Genomic DNA, 19,800 nt, shown 5'->3' with positions numbered 1-19,800 from the left:
CAATGCTCAATATTAAATCGGCAATACGGACTAAACAATGAAACAACACGAATCGGCGGATAATTCTCAAGGCCAACTCTTTATTGTACCTACTCCAATCGGAAATTTGGCTGATATTACCCAACGAGCGCTAGAAGTATTGCAAGCTGTTGATTTAATTGCGGCAGAAGACACTCGACATACCGGTTTACTGCTGCAACACTTCGCGATCAGCGCCCGGATGTTTGCCTTACATGACCACAATGAGCAACAAAAAGCCCAGATGCTGGTGGCAAAACTCAAGGAAGGGCAGAACATCGCGCTGGTGTCCGACGCAGGTACGCCGCTGATTAACGACCCTGGCTACCATCTGGTGCGCACCTGTCGCGAAGCGGGCATCCGCGTGGTGCCGTTGCCGGGGCCGTGCGCAGCCATTGCCGCGTTAAGCGCCGCAGGTCTGCCTTCGGACCGTTTTTGCTACGAAGGTTTTTTACCGGCTAAATCGAAAGGCCGTCGTGATGCGATGAAGGCGATTGAAGCCGAGCCGCGGACGATGATCTTCTACGAATCAACCCACCGTCTGCTCGATAGCCTGGAAGATATGGTCGCGGTATGGGGCGAATCTCGCTATGTGGTGCTGGCGCGTGAGCTGACTAAAACCTGGGAAACGATTCACGGCGCGCCGGTCGGGGAACTGCTGGCATGGGTGAAAGAGGACGAAAACCGTCGTAAAGGCGAGATGGTGCTGATCGTCGAAGGTCACAAGGCCCAGGACGACGAACTGCCTGCCGACGCGCTGCGCACGCTGGCGCTGCTGCAAGCCGAACTGCCGTTGAAAAAAGCGGCGGCGCTGGCGGCGGAAATTCACGGCGTGAAGAAGAACGCGCTGTATAAGTATGCGCTGGAGCAGCAGGGGGAATAAGTGTGAGCGCCTACCAACCACCTTTTGTCGTAACGCCTCTATTGCTCAATCTGGTGGTTGAAATTGGTGAGCTTATGGGGCATTGGGCTGCGATGGCCGGTCGGTCTTCCCCTTTGCTACGCAAAGAAAACCGTATTCGGACTATTCAGGCGTCGTTGGCAATCGAACATAACTCTTTGACTGCCGATCAGGTGACGGCGCTGATGGAAGGAAAGCGGGTTCTTGCGCCAGCGAAAGATATTCAGGAGGTCAGAAATGCTCTTCTGGCTTACGATAAAATGCCCGGATGGAAAAGCTTTCAACTCGCCGATCTGCTCGACGCGCATCGCCTTTTAATGGCTGGGTTGGTGGATGCTCCGGGACAGCTTCGTGCGGGTGATGTCGGGGTATATCGCGGTCAAAAACTTGTTCATATGGCTCCTCCTGCTTCGCAGGTTCCACGCTTGATCGGCGACTTACTGCAGTGGCTAAAAGCGACGGATATTCATCCGTTGATTGCCAGCGCTGTGTTTCACTATGAGTTTGAGTTTATTCATCCGTTCGCCGACGGTAATGGCCGAATGGGACGGTTGTGGCAGACATTAATCCTGAGTGAATGGCGAATAGAACTAGGCTGGTTACCTGTCGAAACCCTGATTCACTATCAGCAGGAACGTTATTATCAGGTGTTGGGACAGTGCGATAACCGGAGTGATTGCACGCTATTTATTGAGTTTATGTTGGAAAATATTGCTGCTGCGCTCAAGGAAGGTTTAGCGCGACCGACGTTCATGTCGGAAGAAATGTCGGAAGAAATGTCGGAAGAAAATATCTCAGGTCTCACTTCCACTGAGATATTAGTGCTGAAAAGCTTAGCGCAAAAGCCCATGCTTACGGCGAAGACTATTGCATTGGAAATTGGTGTTTCTACACGAACCGTTGAGCGGGCACTCAAAACATTACAGCAAAATGGAAAGCTAAAGCGTGTGGGTTCGACTAAACGTGGCGAATGGCGGGTGCTGTAGCCTTCACACCCACCCTCCGTTTCGTCACTTAAACAATCTGTAGCTCAACCCCGGTTTCAGCCAGCGACGCAATGTCCGCTTCGCCGATCTCGTCATATTGCCGGATGGCGGCTTTGCCATATCCGGCCTACGCCACTGGTAGCCCGGGCGAGGCGTTTACGCCGACCCCGGGAGGTTCACCAAATCAGGTCACCGGCGCTGGGTTAAACACCGCCAATTGGTTGTGCAGCCCCCACTGATCCGAGAAGGTTTTCTTGCGGCCGCTCGCCACGTCGAGAATGAACTCGAACAGCTTCAAGCCCACATCCTCAATCGTTTCTTCGCCGGTGGCAATGGTGCCCGCGTTGATATCCATCAAATCGTACCAGCGGTTGGCAAGCTCGGTACGGGTCGCCATTTTAATCACCGGCACCGCCAGCAGGCCGTACGGTGTGCCGCGACCGGTGGTGAACACCTGCACGGTGATCCCGGAGGCGACCTGCTGCGTACCGCACACAAAGTCGCTCGCCGGTGTTGCCGCGTAAATCAGGCCGCGTTTGGTCGGGCGTTGACCCGGCGATAACACTTCCACAATGGCGCTCTTGCCAGATTTTGCGATTGATCCCAGCGCTTTTTCGACCACGTTTGCCAGCCCGCCTTTTTTGTTACCCGGAGACGGGTTGGCGCTGCGGTCGGTCTGCCCTAAGTCGAGATAGTTATCGTACCAGGCCATCTCTTCGAGCAGGCGTTTGCCCACTTCTTCATTGATAGCGCGCGGCGTTAACAGATGGATAGCGTCACGCACTTCGGTCACTTCCGAGAACATCACGGTCGCGCCGCAGCGCACCAGCAGGTCGGAAGCGTAGCCAACCGCTGGGTTTGCGGTGACGCCGGAGAACGCATCGCTGCCGCCGCACTGCATACCCACCACCAGCTCGGAGGCCGGGCAGATTTCACGTTGACGCTGGTTAAGTTTTTCCAGGTGACGTTCGGCCACCTGCAGAATATCTTCCACCATTGATTTAAAACCGACGTGCTGCTCGTCTTGCAAACGCACGATGCTGGCGCTATCGACCGGGATGCTTTGCACATCTTCCGTCCCTTCCAGCAGACGTTCCGGCTGAAGCTTTTCACAGCCCAGGCCGACAACCATCACTTCGCCACCAAAGTTTGGGTTGAGGGCCAGGTTGTGGATAGTGCGAATCGGCACCACGGCCGCCGGGGCATTGATGGCCACGCCGCAACCGTATAAGTGATTAAGGCCAACCACGCCGTCAACGTTCGGGTATTTCGGTAGCAAATCGCGCTCAATAATTTTGACGACGTAATCCACCACGCCCGCCACGCAGTGCACGCTGGTGCTAATCCCCAGCAGGTTTTTGGTGCCCACGCTGCCGTCGGCATTGCGGTAACCTTCGAAGGTATAGCCTTCGAGTGGCGGTAAAGGTTCCGGTACTTTGGTAGCCAGCGGCAGGGTGTTTAGCGGTGGCGCTTTTGGCAGCGTCACCGTGGACTCATCGATCCAGCTGCCTTTGACGATGTCGCGCACCGCGTAGCCGATAACTTCGCCGTAGCGAATAATTTCACCGTTTTGAGGAATATCCACCAGGGCAACTTTATGGCCTTGAGGAATATGTTCGATTAATTCCAGCCCGTCAGGAAAACGTGTGCCTGCTTTTAATCCGTTATCGTTGACAATAATCGCAACGTTATCTGTTGCATGTACTTTTATATAAAAGGCAGTGGGTGACTCTTGTCTGATTTCAATGTTCGCCATTGTCCAGCACTCTCCAGCTACGGGGTAAAAAGAATAATGTTTAAAAGTGTTTCGCTTCTGGTTATTTAAAATAAAAACACGGTCAGATTGGAATAAAGCATGTCAGGTGTTTGATTATGAAAATGTGATATAGATCACTCATTATCGTCATGCCCCGCAGGGTAAGGGTAGCAATGGTTGAAATTGTGCATCAGCGCCCAGTGTTGTGTGCATCTGCTCAATTAAATGATTTTATAAAGTCATTAAATTGGATGATTGCACAATGCCTGGCCAAGGCTTCATGATTATACTGAATCTCGATTTCATGGTGTCTTATTTTTGTCGATAGTTTATTGCCAATAAATAGTCAGAGAAATACACCTTAATAAAAACAATACAATTAAGGTGACCTGTACCCGAGGATAATAAAATGATGCACGATACCGCAGATGCTGCTGAAATAAAAAAAGGTATGCCAACCCGATATTTAATTTTACTGATTATTTTTATTGTTACGGCTGTGAACTACGCTGACCGCGCGACGCTCTCTATTGCAGGTACGTCGGTTGCAAAAGAGCTGAATCTTGACGCGGTATCGATGGGATATATCTTCTCTGCATTTGGCTGGGCATACCTGCTCATGCAGATTCCCGGTGGCTGGCTGCTGGATAAATTTGGTTCGAAGAAAGTCTATTCATACAGTTTATTCTTCTGGTCATTGTTCACGTTTTTACAGGGCTTTGTTGGCTTCTTCCCATTGGCATGGGCTGGCGTCTCCATGTTCTTCATGCGCTTTATGCTGGGCTTCTCTGAAGCGCCGTCCTTCCCGGCCAATGCCCGAATCGTGGCAGCATGGTTTCCAACGAAAGAGCGCGGCACTGCCTCCGCTATTTTCAACTCTGCACAATATTTCTCGTTAGCGCTGTTCTCTCCACTGCTCGGCTGGCTGACCTTTGCCTGGGGTTGGGAGCATGTGTTTACCGTAATGGGCGTGATTGGTTTCGTGCTGACCGGCCTGTGGATCAAGTTCGTCCATAACCCAACCGACCATCCACGGATGACCCAGGAAGAGCTGAAGTTTATTGCGGACAACGGCGCAGTGGTTGATATGGACCATAAAAAGCCGGGTAGCGATGCCGCTAAAGGTCCGAAAATGGATTACATCAAGCAGTTGCTCAGCAGCCGTATGATGTTAGGTATCTTCTTCGGGCAGTACTTCCTGAACACCATCACCTGGTTCTTCCTTACCTGGTTCCCGATTTATCTGGTGCAGGACAAAGGCATGTCGATTCTGAAGGTGGGGATGGTCGCTTCTATTCCGGCGCTGTGCGGCTTTGCTGGTGGGGTACTGGGCGGACTGTTCTCTGATTATTTGATCCGTCGCGGTTGTACGCTGACCTTTGCGCGTAAGCTGCCTATTGTCCTCGGCATGTTACTGGCCTCAACGATTATTCTGTGCAACTACACCGATAATACGGCGCTGGTGGTGGCCCTGATGGCCCTCGCATTCTTCGGTAAAGGCTTCGGCGCGCTGGGCTGGCCGGTTATCTCCGATGTGGCGCCAAAAGAAATTGTTGGACTGTGCGGCGGGATGTTTAACGTCTTCGGCAACGTAGCCTCTATCGCCACTCCGCTGGTCATTGGCTATATCGTCAGCGAGCTGCACTCCTTTAATGGTGCACTGATTTTTGTAGGCTGTTCCGCCTTGATGATGATGGTGTGCTACCTGTTCGTGGTAGGCGACATTAAGCGTCTGGAATTGCGGAAATAAGTCACGACTCACTTAAGGTAAAGAAAATGGATAACGCGATTTTCCCTAACAAATTCAAAGCAGCACTGGCTGCAAAAGAAATCCAGATTGGTTGCTGGTCAGCGCTGTCTAGCCCAATCAGCACGGAAGTTTTAGGTCTGGCTGGGTTCGATTGGTTGGTGCTCGACGGCGAACATGCGCCGAACGATGTCACGACGCTTATCCCACAGCTGATGGCGTTAAAAGGCAGCGCTAGCGCGCCGGTGGTTCGCATCCCAACCAACGAACCGGTGATTATCAAACGTATGCTGGATATCGGTTTCTACAACTTCCTGATTCCGTTTGTGGAAACTCAGGAAGAGGCGGCGCAGGCGATCTCCTCCACCCGTTATCCGCCGGAAGGTATTCGCGGCGTCTCCGTGTCTCACCGCGGCAACATGTTTGGCACCGTGCCGGATTACTTTGCGCAGTCGAACAAGAACATCACCATCCTGGTACAAATCGAAAGCCAGCTGGGCGTGGATAACGTGGACGCCATTGCGGCTACCGAAGGCGTAGATGGGATCTTTGTTGGCCCAAGCGATTTAGCGGCAGCACTCGGCCATCTTGGCAATGCATCACACCCGGAAGTGCAAAAAGCGATTCAACATATTTTTGCCCGTGCCAAAGCGCACGGTAAACCAAGCGGCATCCTGGCACCGGTTGAAGCTGATGCGCGCCGTTACCTGGAATGGGGCGCCACCTTTGTGGCCGTAGGCAGCGATCTGGGCGTATTCCGCGCTGGAACCCAGAAGTTAGCTGACGCTTTTAAAAAATAACCCCTGGCGAATTACTGCAAAATTGAGGAAATGACGATGAAAGTTGGCTTTATTGGTCTGGGCATCATGGGTAAACCAATGAGTAAAAATCTGCTGAAAGCAGGTTACTCGCTGGTGGTTTCTGACCGTAATCCTGAAACGGTTGCTGAACTGATTGCCGCGGGCGCGGAATCGGCGACAACGGCAAAAGCGATTGCCGAGCAGTGTGATGTGATCATCACCATGCTGCCAAACTCTCCGCACGTTAAAGACGTTGCGCTGGGTGAAAACGGCATTATCGACGGGGCAAAACCGGGCACCGTGCTGATTGATATGAGCTCGATTGCTCCATTGGCAAGCCGTGAAATTAGCGATGCGCTGAAGGCGAAGGGCGTGGATATGCTCGATGCGCCGGTCAGCGGCGGCGAACCAAAAGCTATCGACGGCACGCTGTCGGTGATGGTGGGCGGTGATAAAGCGATCTTCGACAAATATTATGATCTGATGAAAGCGATGGCAGGCTCCGTGGTGCACACCGGTGAAATTGGTGCGGGCAACGTGACCAAGCTGGCAAACCAGGTGATTGTGGCGCTGAATATCGCCGCCATGTCGGAAGCGTTGACGCTGGCGACTAAAGCGGGCGTCGACCCGGATCTGGTGTATCAGGCAATTCGTGGCGGCCTGGCAGGCAGCACCGTGCTGGATGCGAAAGCGCCGATGGTCATGGACAGAAACTTCAAGCCGGGCTTCCGTATCGATCTGCACATTAAAGATCTGGCCAACGCGCTGGATACCTCCCACGGCGTCGACGCGCAGCTGCCGCTGACGGCGGCGGTGATGGAGATGATGCAGGCACTGCGTGCCGACGGTCTGGGAACCGCCGACCATAGCGCAATTGCGTGCTACTACGAGAAGCTGGCGAAAGTCGAAATTTCTCGCTAAGGACGTGGTGCCCGGTGGCGGTACGCTGACCGGGCCTACACAGTAGGCCACGCCATCCGGCGTCGTGCGCGAATAGGCTCAGATATGAAAATCGTTATCGCCCCAGACTCTTATAAAGAAAGTCTTTCTGCCTCTGAGGTAGCACAGGCAATAGAAAAAGGATTTCGGGAAATTTTTCCCCAGGCGCAGTTTGTCTCCGTGCCGGTCGCCGACGGTGGAGAAGGCACGGTTGAGGCGATGATCGCAGCCACGCAGGGGCAAGTGATGACCTCAACGGTCACCGGCCCTTTAGGCGATGCCGTTTTGGCCCAGTGGGGGCTCTCGGGCGACGGCAGTACGGCGTTTATTGAGATGGCGGCCGCCAGCGGTCTGGCGCTGGTGTCTCCTGAGTTACGCAATCCGTTAATTACCACCTCTTACGGCACCGGAGAGCTTGTGCTACAGGCGCTGGAAAGCGGGGTGAAAAAAATCATTATCGGTATCGGCGGCAGCGCCACGAATGACGGTGGGGCCGGAATGGTACAGGCACTGGGGGCAAAACTGTGTGATGCCAATGGTGCTGAAATCGGCTTTGGCGGCGGTAGCCTGATAAGCCTGAATCATATTGATATCAGCGGTCTTGATAGCCGTTTGCAAGATTGCAGCATCCGGGTGGCCTGTGATGTGACCAACCCGCTTACGGGCGCGTTTGGCGCATCCCGCATCTTTGGCCCCCAAAAAGGGGCCAGCGAGGCGATGATTGTTGAGCTGGATAATAACCTTGCCCACTTCGCCGAGGTGATTAAAAAATCGCTGCGGGTGGACGTGAAAGAGGTTCCCGGCTCCGGCGCGGCTGGCGGTATGGGCGCAGCTTTAATGGCGTTTCTTGGCGCTGAGTTACGCAGCGGCATCGAGATTGTTACCCAGGCGCTCAATCTGGAAGAACATATTCATGACTGCACGCTGGTGGTGACCGGAGAAGGTCGCCTTGATAGCCAGAGTATTCACGGTAAAGTGCCGGTTGGCGTCGCCAGCGTGGCGAAGAAATACCGTAAACCGGTGATTGGCATTGCCGGTAGTCTGACCCGCGATGTCGGGATTGTGCATCAGTACGGCATTGATTCGGTGTTCAGCGTGTTGAACCGCATTGGCTCACTAGAAGAGGCATTTCGCGAGGCGGCGGACAACATTTACCTGACCTCACGTAATGTTGCCGCGACGATTAAGGTGGGGATGCTCACTCAAGGGTGACATCGTCGCGCAAACCCTCTATACTTCGCGCCGAAGCTGACCAGACAGTCGCCGCTTTGTCGTCGTCCTCTTCGGGGGAGACGGGCGGAGGGGAGGAAAGTCCGGGCTCCATAGGGCGAGGTGCCAGGTAACGCCTGGGGGGTGTAACAGCCCACGACTAGTGCAACAGAGAGCAAACCGCCGATGGCCCACGCAAGTGGGATCAGGTAAGGGTGAAAGGGTGCGGTAAGAGCGCACCGCGCGGCTGGTAACAGTCCGTGGCACGGTAAACTCCACCCGGAGCAAGGCCAAATAGGGGTTCATAAGGTACGGCCCGTACTGAACCCGGGTAGGCTGCTTGAGCCAGTGAGCGATTGCTGGCCTAGATGAATGACTGTCCAACGACAGAACCCGGCTTATCGGTCAGTTTCACCTCTTAAAAAACCCCGCCTCGGCGGGGTTTTTGCTTTCCAGGAGCCGGGCTGCGCATGAGCGCATTATGCTAAATAGTTACCATATCCTTACAAAGAATAGAGTTATTAACTGAATCTGTTTAACTTTGTGATAAGCCTCATTTTTTTGCTTTTATAAAAGCAACATTTCATTAACCTTAACTTATGCGCTATCTCACACCTTCGTCTTAGCTAAAGCCTACGTACAAAAGTACCGAAATCATAAAATCGTTAATAAACATAATGTTATGGTGTTTATGGAACGCATCAAAACAATCCATTCCTCTCTTTTTTAGTTAAAAGAGAAATTACAGGACTGATATTCCGCTGATAGGGGAAATATCTTCTCTTTCTAGCCCGGCCTGACGCAATAACCGGCAATCTTTTTCTCCTTAACCCGCGCTATTATTTACTCACTCTGAAAAAGGCAGTGAATATAACTGCAATATTCAGTTTTTCTGGAATATCAAACCGCATTAGAACAATAAACCCTACACACCAAGAGTGAGACTTTGTTATGGAAACAATCTCAGTGGTACCCGTGCGCACGTCGACTGCCGCAGCGCGAGCGGGGATGTCGGAAAGTGAGTGGCAGACGGCAATAAAGTTCGACAGTACCGATGTGGGCTGGATCATCATGAGTATCGGGATGGCGATAGGCGCCGGGATCGTGTTCTTGCCCGTTCAGGTGGGATTGATGGGATTGTGGGTTTTCCTTCTCTCTTCAATCGTTGGCTATCCGGCGATGTATCTTTTCCAGCGCTTGTTTATTAATACCCTCGCCGAATCCCCGGAGTGTAAAGACTATCCCAGCGTTATCAGTGGCTACCTCGGTAAAAACTGGGGGATTTTATTAGGTGCGCTCTATTTCATTATGTTGGTTATCTGGATGTTCGTGTACTCCACGGCCATCACCAACGACAGCGCTTCTTATCTGCATACCTTCGGCGTCACCGACGGACTGCTATCTGAAAATCCATTCTATGGCCTGGTGCTTATCTGCGTGCTGGTTGCCATTTCATCGCGCGGCGAAAAGCTGCTGTTTAAAGTCTCAAGCTTTATGGTGCTGACCAAATTGCTGGTGGTGGCGGCATTAGGGGCGTCGATGGTGGGAATGTGGCATCTGTATAACGCCGGTACGCTACCGCCGATGGGGCTGCTGATTAAAAATGCGATTATCACGCTGCCGTTTACGCTGACTTCAATCTTGTTTATTCAGACCCTAAGTCCGATGGTTATCTCCTATCGCTCGAAGGAAAAATCACGCGAAGTTGCCCGACATAAAGCGCTGCGCGCCATGAATATCGCCTTCGGGATTCTGTTTGTGGTGGTCTTTTTCTATGCCGTCTCGTTCACGTTGGCGATGGGGCATGATGAAGCGGTGAAAGCCTATGAGCAGAACATCTCGGCGCTGGCGATTGCCGCCCAGTTCATCAACGGTAGCGCGGGTGCATGGGTTACGGTGGTCAGCGTTATTCTCAATATCTTTGCTGTGATGACCGCGTTCTTCGGGGTGTACCTGGGCTTTCGTGAGGCCACGCAGGGGATTGTGATTAACCTGCTGCGCCGCAAAATGCCGGAAGAGAAAATCAATCAAAAGCTGGTACAGCGCGGCATCATGCTGTTCGCTATCCTGCTGGCCTGGAGCGCAATTGTGCTCAATGCGCCGGTGCTGAGCTTTACCTCTATCTGTAGTCCTATTTTCGGGATGGTGGGCTGTCTGATCCCGGCCTGGCTGGTCTACAAGGTTCCCGCGCTGCATAAATATAAAGGTGCTTCTTTGGTGATCATCATCATCACCGGTTTACTGCTGTGCGTCTCTCCATTCCTGGCATTTTCCTGATTAATTGGTGGTAAAAATGGTTGAAGTCAAAATGAACCCGCTGTGGGATGCGCTGATTAAAGCGGTGAAGCAGAATGTTAAACCGGCGATGGGCTGTACTGAACCGGTATCGCTGGCGTTGGCAAGCGCTATCGCGGCCTCCCACCTCGCTGGTCGTGTGAGCCACATCGAGGCCAAAGTCTCTCCTAATCTTATGAAGAACGGGATGGGGGTGACCGTACCGGGTACGGGCATGGTTGGGCTGCCGATTGCCGCCGCAATTGGGGCGCTGGGCGGCGATCCGCAGGCGGGTCTGGAAGTGCTGAAAAGCGCGTCGGTAGAGGCGATTGCGGCAGGAAAGGTGCTGCTGGCCAGCGGCAAGGTGTCGGTGACGATTGCACAACCGTGCGATGAAGTGCTCTATGCCAGTGCCACCGTTTATACCGCAGATGAATCTGCCACCGTCACCATTGCGGGCGGCCATACGCGGGTCATCCGTATCGTAAAAAATGGCGTTACGCTGTTGGACGCCAGCCGCTGTGGCGGTGAAACAGAAGAGCAGGCGGTCTCGCTTTCAGAGGTAACGCTCAAACAGGTGGTAGAGTTTGCCGAGCAGGCTCCTTTTGACAAAATCAGCTTCATTCTGGATGCGGCGTTGCTGAACAATGCGTTATCTCACGAAGGCTTGCGCACGCAGTATGGTCTGCATATTGGCGTGACGCTACAGCGCCAGCGTGAGCGCGGGCTGCTGGCGAAAGATCTGTTGAGTGACATCATGATCCGCACCTCGGCGGCCTCCGATGCGCGTATGGGCGGAGCGTGCTTACCTGCAATGAGCAACTCGGGGTCGGGTAATCAGGGCATTGCTGCCACCATGCCGGTCGTGGTGGTGGCTGAGCATCTGGCGTGCTCGCAGGAAAAACTGGCGCGAGCGCTTATTTTGTCGCACATGACGGCTATCTATATTCATCATCAGTTGCCTATGCTGTCAGCATTGTGTGCGGCAACAACGGCCTCAATGGGCGCGGCAGCGGGCATTTGCTGGCTTATTGATGGCAGCTATCGCAGCATCTCAATGGCGATTAGCAGCATGATTGGCGATGTCAGCGGGATGATTTGTGATGGTGCCTCCAACAGTTGCGCGATGAAGGTCTCCACCAGCGTCTCGTCGGCGTGGAAAGCGGTGCTGATGGCGCTGGATGAAACTGCGGTGACGGGCAATGAGGGCATTGTCGCGAACGATGTGGAGCAGTCGATCAGTAACCTTTGCTCACTGGCCTGCCACTCTATGCAGCAAACCGACAAACAGGTGATTGAAATTATGGCCAGCAAACTGGCCTGAAATACGCCCCGGCCTTGAGCCGGGGTTTTTACGTCTGACCGTGTTTTCCTGCCCCCTCAACGTCTATTTCCCCCTTGTGCAAAACGACCATTTCGTAGAAATGCGATGCCACGCACAAAACGCTGTTTATGATATTTCTGATGGTTTTAATGTGCGCTGTCGTCAGATTGGTTGGTCTTTTCGGTTGCCAATGTATGCGAATGCAGTATTTATGTGTGGGCATTGTTTGGGGTTGTATGTTTATTTTTTGTTAAAATAAATGATATGTATATGCTGATAATTATGAATATGGCGTCGGAGTTATGTGATGTTGCGCGAATAAAAGCGTAAATAAATAAATTTTTATCGGTTTATTTTATAAATTAAAAATAATGTTAATTTTATGGGTGCGTGTAATTTAGCCGAGAAATGGTTGAATGGTGATCTTTTTTATATATTTTTGTCAGGGTTAAATTGTATTAATTATCGCCATAAAATAAATTTATATACCATTATTTCGTTGATGAAAATCATCATAATGCCACTTTGAATTGCACCTATCGATTTGATTTAAAAGTCTTTTTATCTATTTTTATTTGAGTTGTAAGAGAGTGTTAAACTGAATTGTGAGAGATAGCACATATCTTTCGTGGCTATATTTATTAGAATCCATCTCGCCAAGTGAAAATAACGGGGAGAGAAAAATGGATAATGTTCTTCTACCAAAAACACAGCAACTCGTCGTGTTTCAGGAAGTCATTAGAAGTGGCTCTTTCGGCTCCGCTGCAAGGCAGCTGGGTCTTACCCAGCCGGCGATCAGTAAGATTATTAACGATATCGAATCGAACTTTGGTATCGAACTGATGATCCGTAAAAATACCGGTGTCACGCTCACCAGTGCCGGGCAGGTGTTGCTCAACTATTCAGAATCTATCACTCGTGAAATGACCAATATGGTCAACGAGATAAACAGCCTGAGCTGCAGCAGCGTCGTTGATGTCTCATTCGGTTATCCATCGCTTATCGGTTTCACCTTCCTGCCTGAAATGATTAAAACCTTCAAAGAGGTGTTTCCGGCAGCTCAGGTCACGATGTTTGAAAATCAGCTCTCCTCGCTCTTGCCAGCGCTGCGTGATGGCCGCCTGGATTTTGCCATTGGAACGCTGAACGATGAAATGCAGCTTCAGGATTTACAGGTTGAACTGCTTTTTGAGTCTGAATTTGTTGTGGTCGCCGCAAAATCGCGAACGTGTACGTCAACGCTAACGCTGGAATCGCTCTCGAATGAGCAGTGGGTTTTACCGCAGACGGATATGGGCTACTACAAAGAATTACTCAACACCCTTCATCATCACCACATCAATACTGAAAGCATCGTCAAAACCGACTCGGTCGTCACTATTTATAACCTGGTTTTAAACGCCGGTTTTTTAACCGTTATTCCGAAAGATATGATCGCCCCTTTCGGTTCAGACCAATTTATTATGTTACCGGTTGAAGATGATTTACCGGTAGCGCGCTACGCAGCCATTTGGTCAAAGAATTACCGTATAAAAAAATCTGCCTCAGTGCTGGTTGAGCTTGCGAAAAAATACTCTTCGCGAAACGAGGCCGTTGCGGTGAATTAAAAAAAGGCTGCTGCTTAATTTAAAAGAAACCCAGAGCGACGTATTACTCTGACACTTTATTATTGTCTAAAATCAGAACGCTATTCTGATAAGAGGATAAAATGCATATTACATACGACCTGCCTGTTACTCTTGATGATATTAAAACAGCGAAAAAAAGACTTGCCGGTAAAATTTATAAAACCGGGATGCCGCGTTCGAATTATCTCAGTGAAAAATGCAAAGGCGAGATATTCCTTAAATTTGAAAATATGCAGCGCACCGGCTCGTTTAAGATCCGCGGTGCTTTCAATAAATTGAGCGCTCTATCGGATGCTGAACGCCGTAAAGGGGTGGTGGCGTGTTCGGCGGGCAACCATGCACAGGGCGTTTCCCTCTCCTGCGCCATGCTGGGCATTGACGGCAAAGTTGTGATGCCGAAAGGGGCGCCAAAGTCTAAAGTGGCGGCGACACAGGATTACTCGGCAGAGGTCATTCTGCACGGAGATAACTTCAACGATACCATCGCCAAAGTCAGTGAAATCGTCGAAATGGAAGGACGTATTTTTATCCCACCTTATGACGATGCGTTAGTCATCGCGGGGCAGGGAACCATTGGCCTGGAAATACTGGAAGATCTCTATGATGTCGATAACGTCATTGTACCAATTGGCGGCGGTGGGCTGATTGCCGGGATTGCAACGGCGATAAAATCGATTAACCCAACGATTAAAATCATCGGCGTGCAGTCGGAAAACGTACACGGAATGGCGGCCTCGTTCTACGCGGGTGCTATCACCAATCATCGCACCAGCACCACGCTGGCGGACGGTTGTGATGTGGCGCGTCCCGGAAATTTAACCTTCGAAATTGTTCGTCAGCTCGTCGACGATATTGTATTGGTCACCGAAGATGAAATTCGTGACAGTATGGTGGCACTGATCCAGCGTAATAAAATTATCACTGAAGGCGCAGGCGCACTGGCATGTGCGGCGTTATTAAGTGGCAAGCTTGATGAGTATATTAAGGGGCGGAAAACGGTCAGCATTATTTCTGGCGGAAATATTGACCTGTCACGTGTTTCTCAAATTACAGGATTTGTTGCAGCGTAAATTATTTCTCTGACTGTTGCAGGCAGCATCTATATTACACGTTTGGTGTACGGCTGCCTGACGTTTTAAAACAACGAAAACATTAATCAAAGGATACGTTATGAGTACAACAGAAAGTATTAATGTTAGTTCAGCCAAAGAGTCCTCCTGGCGCAAATCAGATACCACGTGGACGTTAGGATTATTTGGTACAGCAATCGGCGCCGGGGTTTTATTCTTCCCTATTCGTGCAGGTTATGGCGGTCTGATCCCAATACTGTTAATGCTGGTGCTGGCTTATCCTATCGCGTTTTATTGCCACCGTGCTCTGGCGCGTCTGTGCCTTTCCGGCTCGAATCCTTCCGGTAATATCACCGAAACGGTTGAAGAGCACTTCGGGAAAATGGGCGGGGTGGTCATTACGTTTCTGTATTTCTTCGCAATCTGTCCGCTGTTATGGATATACGGCGTTACCATTACCAATACTTTTATGACCTTCTGGGAAAACCAGCTACAAATGCCGGCGCTGAACCGTGGGCTGGTGGCGATGTTCCTGCTGCTGTTGATGGCGTTCGTTATCTATTTCGGTAAAGACCTGATGGTCAAGGTGATGAGCTTCCTGGTGTTCCCGTTTATCGCAAGCCTGGTGTTGATTTCCCTGTCGCTCATTCCTTACTGGAACTCAGCCGTCATCAGTCAGGTGAATCTGAGTGAAATCTCAATGGCCGGCCATGACGGTATCCTGGTAACGGTATGGCTGGGTATTTCCATCATGGTGTTCTCCTTTAACTTTTCACCGATTGTCTCCTCGTTTGTGGTCTCAAAACGTGAGGAATATGAAGGTGAGTTTGGCCGTGAATTTACCGAACAGAAATGTTCAAAAATCATCTCTCGCGCCAGTATGTTGATGGTTGCGGTGGTGATGTTCTTTGCCTTTAGCTGCCTGTTCACTCTCTCGCCACAAAATATGGCCGAAGCGAAAGCGCAAAACATTCCGGTGCTCTCTTATCTGGCGAACCACTTCTCTACCATGGCGGGTGAAAAATCGACATTTGCAACCACGCTGGAATACGGTGCTTCTATTATTGCGCTGGTCGCTATCTTTAAATCTTTCTTTGGACACTACCTGGGCACGCTGGAAGGGTTAAATGGCCTGGTGCTGAAGTTCGGCTATAAGGGCGATAAAACGAAGGTCTCTACCGGTAAGCTCAACACCATCAGCATGATTTTCATCATGGGCTCTACCTGGGTTGTGGCTTACGCCAACCCGAATATTCTGGACCTGATTGAAGCAATGGGCGCGCCGATTATTGCCTCGCTGCTGTGTCTGCTGCCGATGTACGCTATCCGCAAAGTTCCGGCGCTGGCGAAATACCGTGGCAAGCTGGATAACGTTTTTGTCACCGCGATTGGCCTGCTGACCATTCTGAATATTGTGTATAAGTTATTTTAATTATCTTACTCAGGATGAGTGGAGTGTGATATGAATGAATTTCCGGTTGTACTGGTGATTAATAGCGGTTCGTCGTCGATTAAATTTTCCGTATTGGATGTTGAAACTCATGATGTATTACTGGCGGGTATTGCGGAAGGAATAAATACCGAGCGAGCGGGGTTATCAATTAATGGTGGCGAGGCTTCTGCATTATCCCAACCGACTTATGAGGTGGCATTACAAGCCATTTCATTTGAACTGGAAAAACGCAATCTCATAGACAGCGTGGCCTTAATTGGCCACCGCATTGCGCACGGTGGCGATATATTCACCCAGTCGGTATTAATAACGGATTCAGTCATTGAGAACATCCGTAAAGTTTCGCCACTGGCGCCATTGCATAACTACGCCAACCTGAACGGGATTGAGTCTGCAAGGCACCTTTTCCCGTGCGTACCGCAGGTGGCGGTGTTTGATACCAGTTTCCATCAGACGCTGCCGCCTGAGGCGTATCTCTATGGATTACCCTGGAAATATACCGAGGAGCTGGGCGTGCGCCGCTACGGTTTCCACGGGACATCTCACCGCTACGTCTCCCGTCGGGCCTATGAATTACTGGGGCTTCCCCAGCAGGATTCTGGGTTGGTGATTGCTCACTTAGGTAACGGCGCATCCATTTGCGCGGTACATAATGGCAACAGCGTCGATACCTCCATGGGAATGACGCCGCTGGAAGGTTTGATGATGGGAACGCGCTGCGGCGACGTGGATTTTGGCGCCATGGCGTGGATTGCCAGTCAGACTCAGCAAACCATGAGCGACCTTGAGCGCGTAGTGAATAAGGAGTCGGGGTTACTGGGCATCTCCGGCCTGTCATCTGATTTACGCACGCTGGAGAAGGCCTGGCACGAAGGCCATGAACGCGCGCGGCTGGCGATTAAAACCTTTGTTCATCGCATTGCCCGTCATATTGCCGGGCATGCCGCTTCCCTGACGCGTCTGGATGGCATTATTTTTACCGGCGGTATTGGTGAAAATTCGGTTTTAATTCGCCAACTGGTTATTGAGCATTTGCAGGTGCTGGGTATTGCGTTAAATCCCCAGATGAACAAACAACCTAATTCTCACGGTGAGCGGATTATTTCTGAAAAACATTCACGGGTGCTGTGTGCTGTTATTCCGACGAATGAAGAAAAAATGATTGCGCTGGATGCAATCCGCCTGGGAAATATTAATACGGTTGCTGAATACGCCTGATTTAATCACTTTTAGAGCCTATCCCATTAGGCTATTTTATTCGCCATTTTGGCACCAGGCAGTGCTCGAAATCCTCACGTACTACGTGTACGCTCCGGGATCGAAGCGCTGTCCGGCACCAAACTGGCTTCAACAATTACGCCTACTGGGATAGGCTCTTATTATTAAGAGAAGAATTTTCATGAAGGTAGATATCGATATTAACGATAGGCTGTTTGCCGATGCATGGCGAGGATTTAACGGTAGCGATTGGCAGCATGAAATTAATGTGCGCGATTTTATCCAGCGTAATTACACGCCTTATGAAGGGGATGAATCTTTCCTTGCTGAGGCCACGCCTGCGACTACCGCGTTGTGGGAAAAAGTTCTGGCCGGTATTCGTATTGAAAACGCAACCCATGCGCCGGTGGATTTTGATACCAATATCGCCACAACGATTACCGCGCACGACGCCGGCTATATCGATAAAGCATGCGAGAAAATTGTTGGTCTGCAAACGGATAAGCCGTTAAAGCGCGCGCTGCATCCGTTTGGCGGCATCAACATGATCAAAAGTTCGTTTGAGGCTTACGGGCGTGAAATGGATGCTGATTTTGAATATCAGTTCACGGCGCTGCGTAAGACCCATAATCAGGGCGTCTTTGACGCTTACTCGCCGGATATGCTGCGCTGCCGTAAATCTGGCGTGCTGACCGGTTTGCCGGATGGCTATGGGCGTGGTCGCATTATCGGGGATTATCGTCGTGTTGCCCTCTACGGTATCGGCTATCTGGTGCGCGAACGTGAGCTGCAGTTTGCGGATTTACAGACCAACCTGGAGTGGGGGCAGAACCTTGAAGCCACGCTGCGCCTGCGTGAAGAACTCTCAGAACAGCGCCGTGCGCTGCTGCAAATGCAGGAGATGGCGGCGAAATATGGTTACGATATTTCCCGCCCTGCCGCCAATGCCCAGGAAGCGGTGCAGTGGCTCTACTTTGCCTATCTGGCGGCGGTGAAATCACAAAATGGCGGCGCGATGTCGCTGGGGCGTACCGCCACGTTCCTCGATATCTATATTGAACGTGATATGAAGGCCGGGCTGTTAAGCGAACAGCAGGCGCAGGAACTTATCGATCACTTCATTATGAAGATCCGCATGGTGCGCTTCCTGCGCACGCCTGAGTTCGACACGCTGTTCTCCGGCGATCCGATTTGGGCGACGGAAGTGATTGGCGGAATGGGGCTGGATGGCCGTACGTTGGTGAGCAAGAACTCCTTCCGTTATCTGCATACGCTCCACACCATGGGGCCAGCTCCCGAGCCTAATCTGACCATCCTGTGGTCGGAAGCGCTCCCGGTTGCTTTTAAACAATATGCCGCTCAGGTTTCAATCGTCACCTCATCGCTGCAATACGAAAATGATGATTTGATGCGCGCAGATTTCGACAGTGACGACTACGCCATAGCCTGCTGCGTCAGCCCGATGGTTATCGGTAAACAGATGCAATTCTTCGGCGCGCGCGCCAACCTTGCGAAAACGCTGCTCTATGCGATCAACGGCGGTGTTGATGAGAAGCTGAAGATTCAGGTGGGGCCAAAAACGGCGCCGCTGATGGACGAGGTGCTGAATTACGATACGGTTATGGACAGTCTGGATCACTTTATGGACTGGCTTGCCGTGCAGTACATCAGCGCTCTGAATGTTATCCACTATATGCATGATAAATACAGCTATGAAGCATCACTGATGGCCCTCCACGAGCGGGATGTTCATCGCACAATGGCCTGCGGCATGGCCGGATTATCGGTCGCTGCCGACTCCCTGTCAGCCATCAAATATGCCCGCGTGAAACCTATCCGTGATGAGAATGGATTGGCGGTAGATTTTGATATTGAAGGGGAATATCCGCAGTACGGCAACAACGATGAGCGCGTCGACAGCATTGCCTGCGATCTGGTTGAACGCTTTATGAAGAAAATCAAAGTGCTGCCAACTTACCGCCATGCAGTACCGACCCAGTCCATTCTGACTATTACCTCAAACGTGGTCTACGGCCAGAAAACGGGGAACACCCCTGATGGACGCCGTGCTGGTACGCCGTTTGCACCGGGGGCGAACCCGATGCATGGGCGTGACCGTAAAGGTGCCATTGCCTCGCTGACGTCGGTGGCGAAACTGCCGTTTACCTATGCGAAGGACGGAATTTCCTACACCTTCTCTATCGTCCCAGCGGCGCTGGGGAAAGAAGAAACGGTGCGAAAAACTAACTTGGTTGGGCTACTGGATGGCTATTTCCACCATGAGCAATCGGTAGAGGGGGGCCAGCATCTTAACGTTAACGTGATGAACCGTGACATGCTGCTGGACGCTATCGCCCACCCGGAAAATTACCCGAACCTGACGATCCGCGTGTCCGGCTACGCTGTGCGCTTTAATGCGCTGACCCATGAACAGCAGCAGGATGTTATCTCACGCACGTTCACTCAGGCAATCTGAC

General features: G+C 51.3%; 14 protein-coding genes and 1 other RNA gene. 14 read left to right on the top strand and 1 reads right to left on the bottom strand.

Annotation, left to right across the window (positions count from 1 at the left end; translation table 11 throughout):
* Window positions 1-37 precede the first annotated feature (37 nt).
* On the top strand, window positions 38-901 hold the full coding sequence (gene rsmI, locus ACIPDS_RS08240) for a 16S rRNA (cytidine(1402)-2'-O)-methyltransferase (RefSeq protein WP_400734535.1): 864 nt from the start codon (window positions 38-40) through the stop codon (window positions 899-901).
* A gap of 2 nt (window positions 902-903) precedes the next feature.
* Window positions 904-1,905: a Fic family protein gene (locus ACIPDS_RS08235; protein WP_400734533.1), complete on the top strand. Its 1,002-nt coding sequence runs from the start codon at window positions 904-906 to the stop codon at window positions 1,903-1,905.
* A gap of 184 nt (window positions 1,906-2,089) precedes the next feature.
* On the opposite strand, the gene garD is transcribed toward ACIPDS_RS08235, so the two are convergent.
* Window positions 2,090-3,661 carry a galactarate dehydratase gene (garD, locus tag ACIPDS_RS08230; protein ID WP_400734531.1) on the bottom strand — a complete coding sequence of 524 codons (1,572 nt, stop codon included), beginning with the start codon at window positions 3,659-3,661 and terminating at the stop codon, window positions 2,090-2,092.
* Window positions 3,662-4,070: 409 nt separating this feature from the next.
* Here garD and ACIPDS_RS08225 point away from each other — a divergent pair, with 409 nt between their 5' ends.
* The 12 genes from ACIPDS_RS08225 (at window position 4,071) to pflB (ending at window position 19,799) form a co-directional block, all read left to right on the top strand.
* Window positions 4,071-5,411, top strand: a complete 1,341-nt coding sequence (locus ACIPDS_RS08225; RefSeq protein ID WP_400734529.1) for an MFS transporter — start codon at window positions 4,071-4,073, stop codon at window positions 5,409-5,411.
* 26 nt (window positions 5,412-5,437) lie between these two features.
* Window positions 5,438-6,208: a 2-dehydro-3-deoxyglucarate aldolase gene (gene garL / locus ACIPDS_RS08220; protein ID WP_400734527.1), complete on the top strand. Its 771-nt coding sequence runs from the start codon at window positions 5,438-5,440 to the stop codon at window positions 6,206-6,208.
* A gap of 30 nt (window positions 6,209-6,238) precedes the next feature.
* Complete coding sequence (garR, locus tag ACIPDS_RS08215; protein ID WP_400734526.1) at window positions 6,239-7,129, top strand: 2-hydroxy-3-oxopropionate reductase; 891 nt, start codon at window positions 6,239-6,241, stop codon at window positions 7,127-7,129.
* An 84-nt stretch (window positions 7,130-7,213) separates the two neighbouring features.
* The gene (gene garK, locus ACIPDS_RS08210) at window positions 7,214-8,359 is read left to right on the top strand and encodes a glycerate 2-kinase (protein WP_400734524.1); all 1,146 of its coding nucleotides are present in this window, start codon (window positions 7,214-7,216) and stop codon (window positions 8,357-8,359) included.
* Window positions 8,360-8,391: 32 nt separating this feature from the next.
* An RNA gene (rnpB, locus tag ACIPDS_RS08205) (RNase P RNA component class A) lies at window positions 8,392-8,773 on the top strand.
* 534 nt (window positions 8,774-9,307) lie between these two features.
* The gene (locus ACIPDS_RS08200; protein WP_166516836.1) at window positions 9,308-10,633 is read left to right on the top strand and encodes an amino acid permease; all 1,326 of its coding nucleotides are present in this window, start codon (window positions 9,308-9,310) and stop codon (window positions 10,631-10,633) included.
* 16 nt (window positions 10,634-10,649) lie between these two features.
* Window positions 10,650-11,954, top strand: a complete 1,305-nt coding sequence (locus tag ACIPDS_RS08195) for a serine dehydratase subunit alpha family protein (protein ID WP_166516837.1) — start codon at window positions 10,650-10,652, stop codon at window positions 11,952-11,954.
* 683 nt (window positions 11,955-12,637) lie between these two features.
* On the top strand, window positions 12,638-13,561 hold the full coding sequence (tdcA, locus tag ACIPDS_RS08190; RefSeq protein ID WP_400734521.1) for a transcriptional regulator TdcA: 924 nt from the start codon (window positions 12,638-12,640) through the stop codon (window positions 13,559-13,561).
* A gap of 101 nt (window positions 13,562-13,662) precedes the next feature.
* Window positions 13,663-14,652: a bifunctional threonine ammonia-lyase/L-serine ammonia-lyase TdcB gene (tdcB, locus tag ACIPDS_RS08185; protein WP_400734519.1), complete on the top strand. Its 990-nt coding sequence runs from the start codon at window positions 13,663-13,665 to the stop codon at window positions 14,650-14,652.
* A 100-nt stretch (window positions 14,653-14,752) separates the two neighbouring features.
* Complete coding sequence (gene tdcC, locus ACIPDS_RS08180; RefSeq protein ID WP_400734517.1) at window positions 14,753-16,084, top strand: threonine/serine transporter TdcC; 1,332 nt, start codon at window positions 14,753-14,755, stop codon at window positions 16,082-16,084.
* A 30-nt stretch (window positions 16,085-16,114) separates the two neighbouring features.
* Entirely contained in the window at window positions 16,115-17,323 is a 1,209-nt protein-coding gene (gene tdcD, locus ACIPDS_RS08175; protein ID WP_400734515.1) for a propionate kinase, read from the top strand.
* Between the two features lie 181 nt (window positions 17,324-17,504).
* Window positions 17,505-19,799 (top strand): formate C-acetyltransferase, encoded by a 2,295-nt coding sequence (pflB, locus tag ACIPDS_RS08170; RefSeq protein ID WP_400734513.1) that lies wholly within the window; start codon window positions 17,505-17,507, stop codon window positions 19,797-19,799.
* The last annotated feature ends 1 nt before the right edge of the window (window position 19,800 follow it).

Origin of the sequence: Kluyvera sp. NPDC087067 (assembly GCF_044745165.1) — a bacterium.
GTDB lineage: Bacteria > Pseudomonadota > Gammaproteobacteria > Enterobacterales > Enterobacteriaceae > Kluyvera.
The sequence above is the reverse complement of the archived record's forward strand: the minus strand, read 5'-3'. Positions and strand labels throughout refer to the sequence as shown.

Excerpts from the sequence above, each read along its gene's own strand:
- rsmI (WP_400734535.1), top strand. The coding sequence starts at position 38 with ATGAAACAACACGAATCGGCGGATAATTCTCAAGGCCAACTCTTTATT.
- garD (WP_400734531.1), bottom strand. The coding sequence starts at position 3,661 with ATGGCGAACATTGAAATCAGACAAGAGTCACCCACTGCCTTTTATATA.
- ACIPDS_RS08225 (WP_400734529.1), top strand. The coding sequence starts at position 4,071 with ATGATGCACGATACCGCAGATGCTGCTGAAATAAAAAAAGGTATGCCA.
- garL (WP_400734527.1), top strand. The coding sequence starts at position 5,438 with ATGGATAACGCGATTTTCCCTAACAAATTCAAAGCAGCACTGGCTGCA.
- garR (WP_400734526.1), top strand. The coding sequence starts at position 6,239 with ATGACGATGAAAGTTGGCTTTATTGGTCTGGGCATCATGGGTAAACCA.
- garK (WP_400734524.1), top strand. The coding sequence starts at position 7,214 with ATGAAAATCGTTATCGCCCCAGACTCTTATAAAGAAAGTCTTTCTGCC.
- ACIPDS_RS08200 (WP_166516836.1), top strand. The coding sequence starts at position 9,308 with ATGGAAACAATCTCAGTGGTACCCGTGCGCACGTCGACTGCCGCAGCG.
- ACIPDS_RS08195 (WP_166516837.1), top strand. The coding sequence starts at position 10,650 with ATGGTTGAAGTCAAAATGAACCCGCTGTGGGATGCGCTGATTAAAGCG.
- tdcA (WP_400734521.1), top strand. The coding sequence starts at position 12,638 with ATGGATAATGTTCTTCTACCAAAAACACAGCAACTCGTCGTGTTTCAG.
- tdcB (WP_400734519.1), top strand. The coding sequence starts at position 13,663 with ATGCATATTACATACGACCTGCCTGTTACTCTTGATGATATTAAAACA.
- tdcC (WP_400734517.1), top strand. The coding sequence starts at position 14,753 with ATGAGTACAACAGAAAGTATTAATGTTAGTTCAGCCAAAGAGTCCTCC.
- tdcD (WP_400734515.1), top strand. The coding sequence starts at position 16,115 with ATGAATGAATTTCCGGTTGTACTGGTGATTAATAGCGGTTCGTCGTCG.
- pflB (WP_400734513.1), top strand. The coding sequence starts at position 17,505 with ATGAAGGTAGATATCGATATTAACGATAGGCTGTTTGCCGATGCATGG.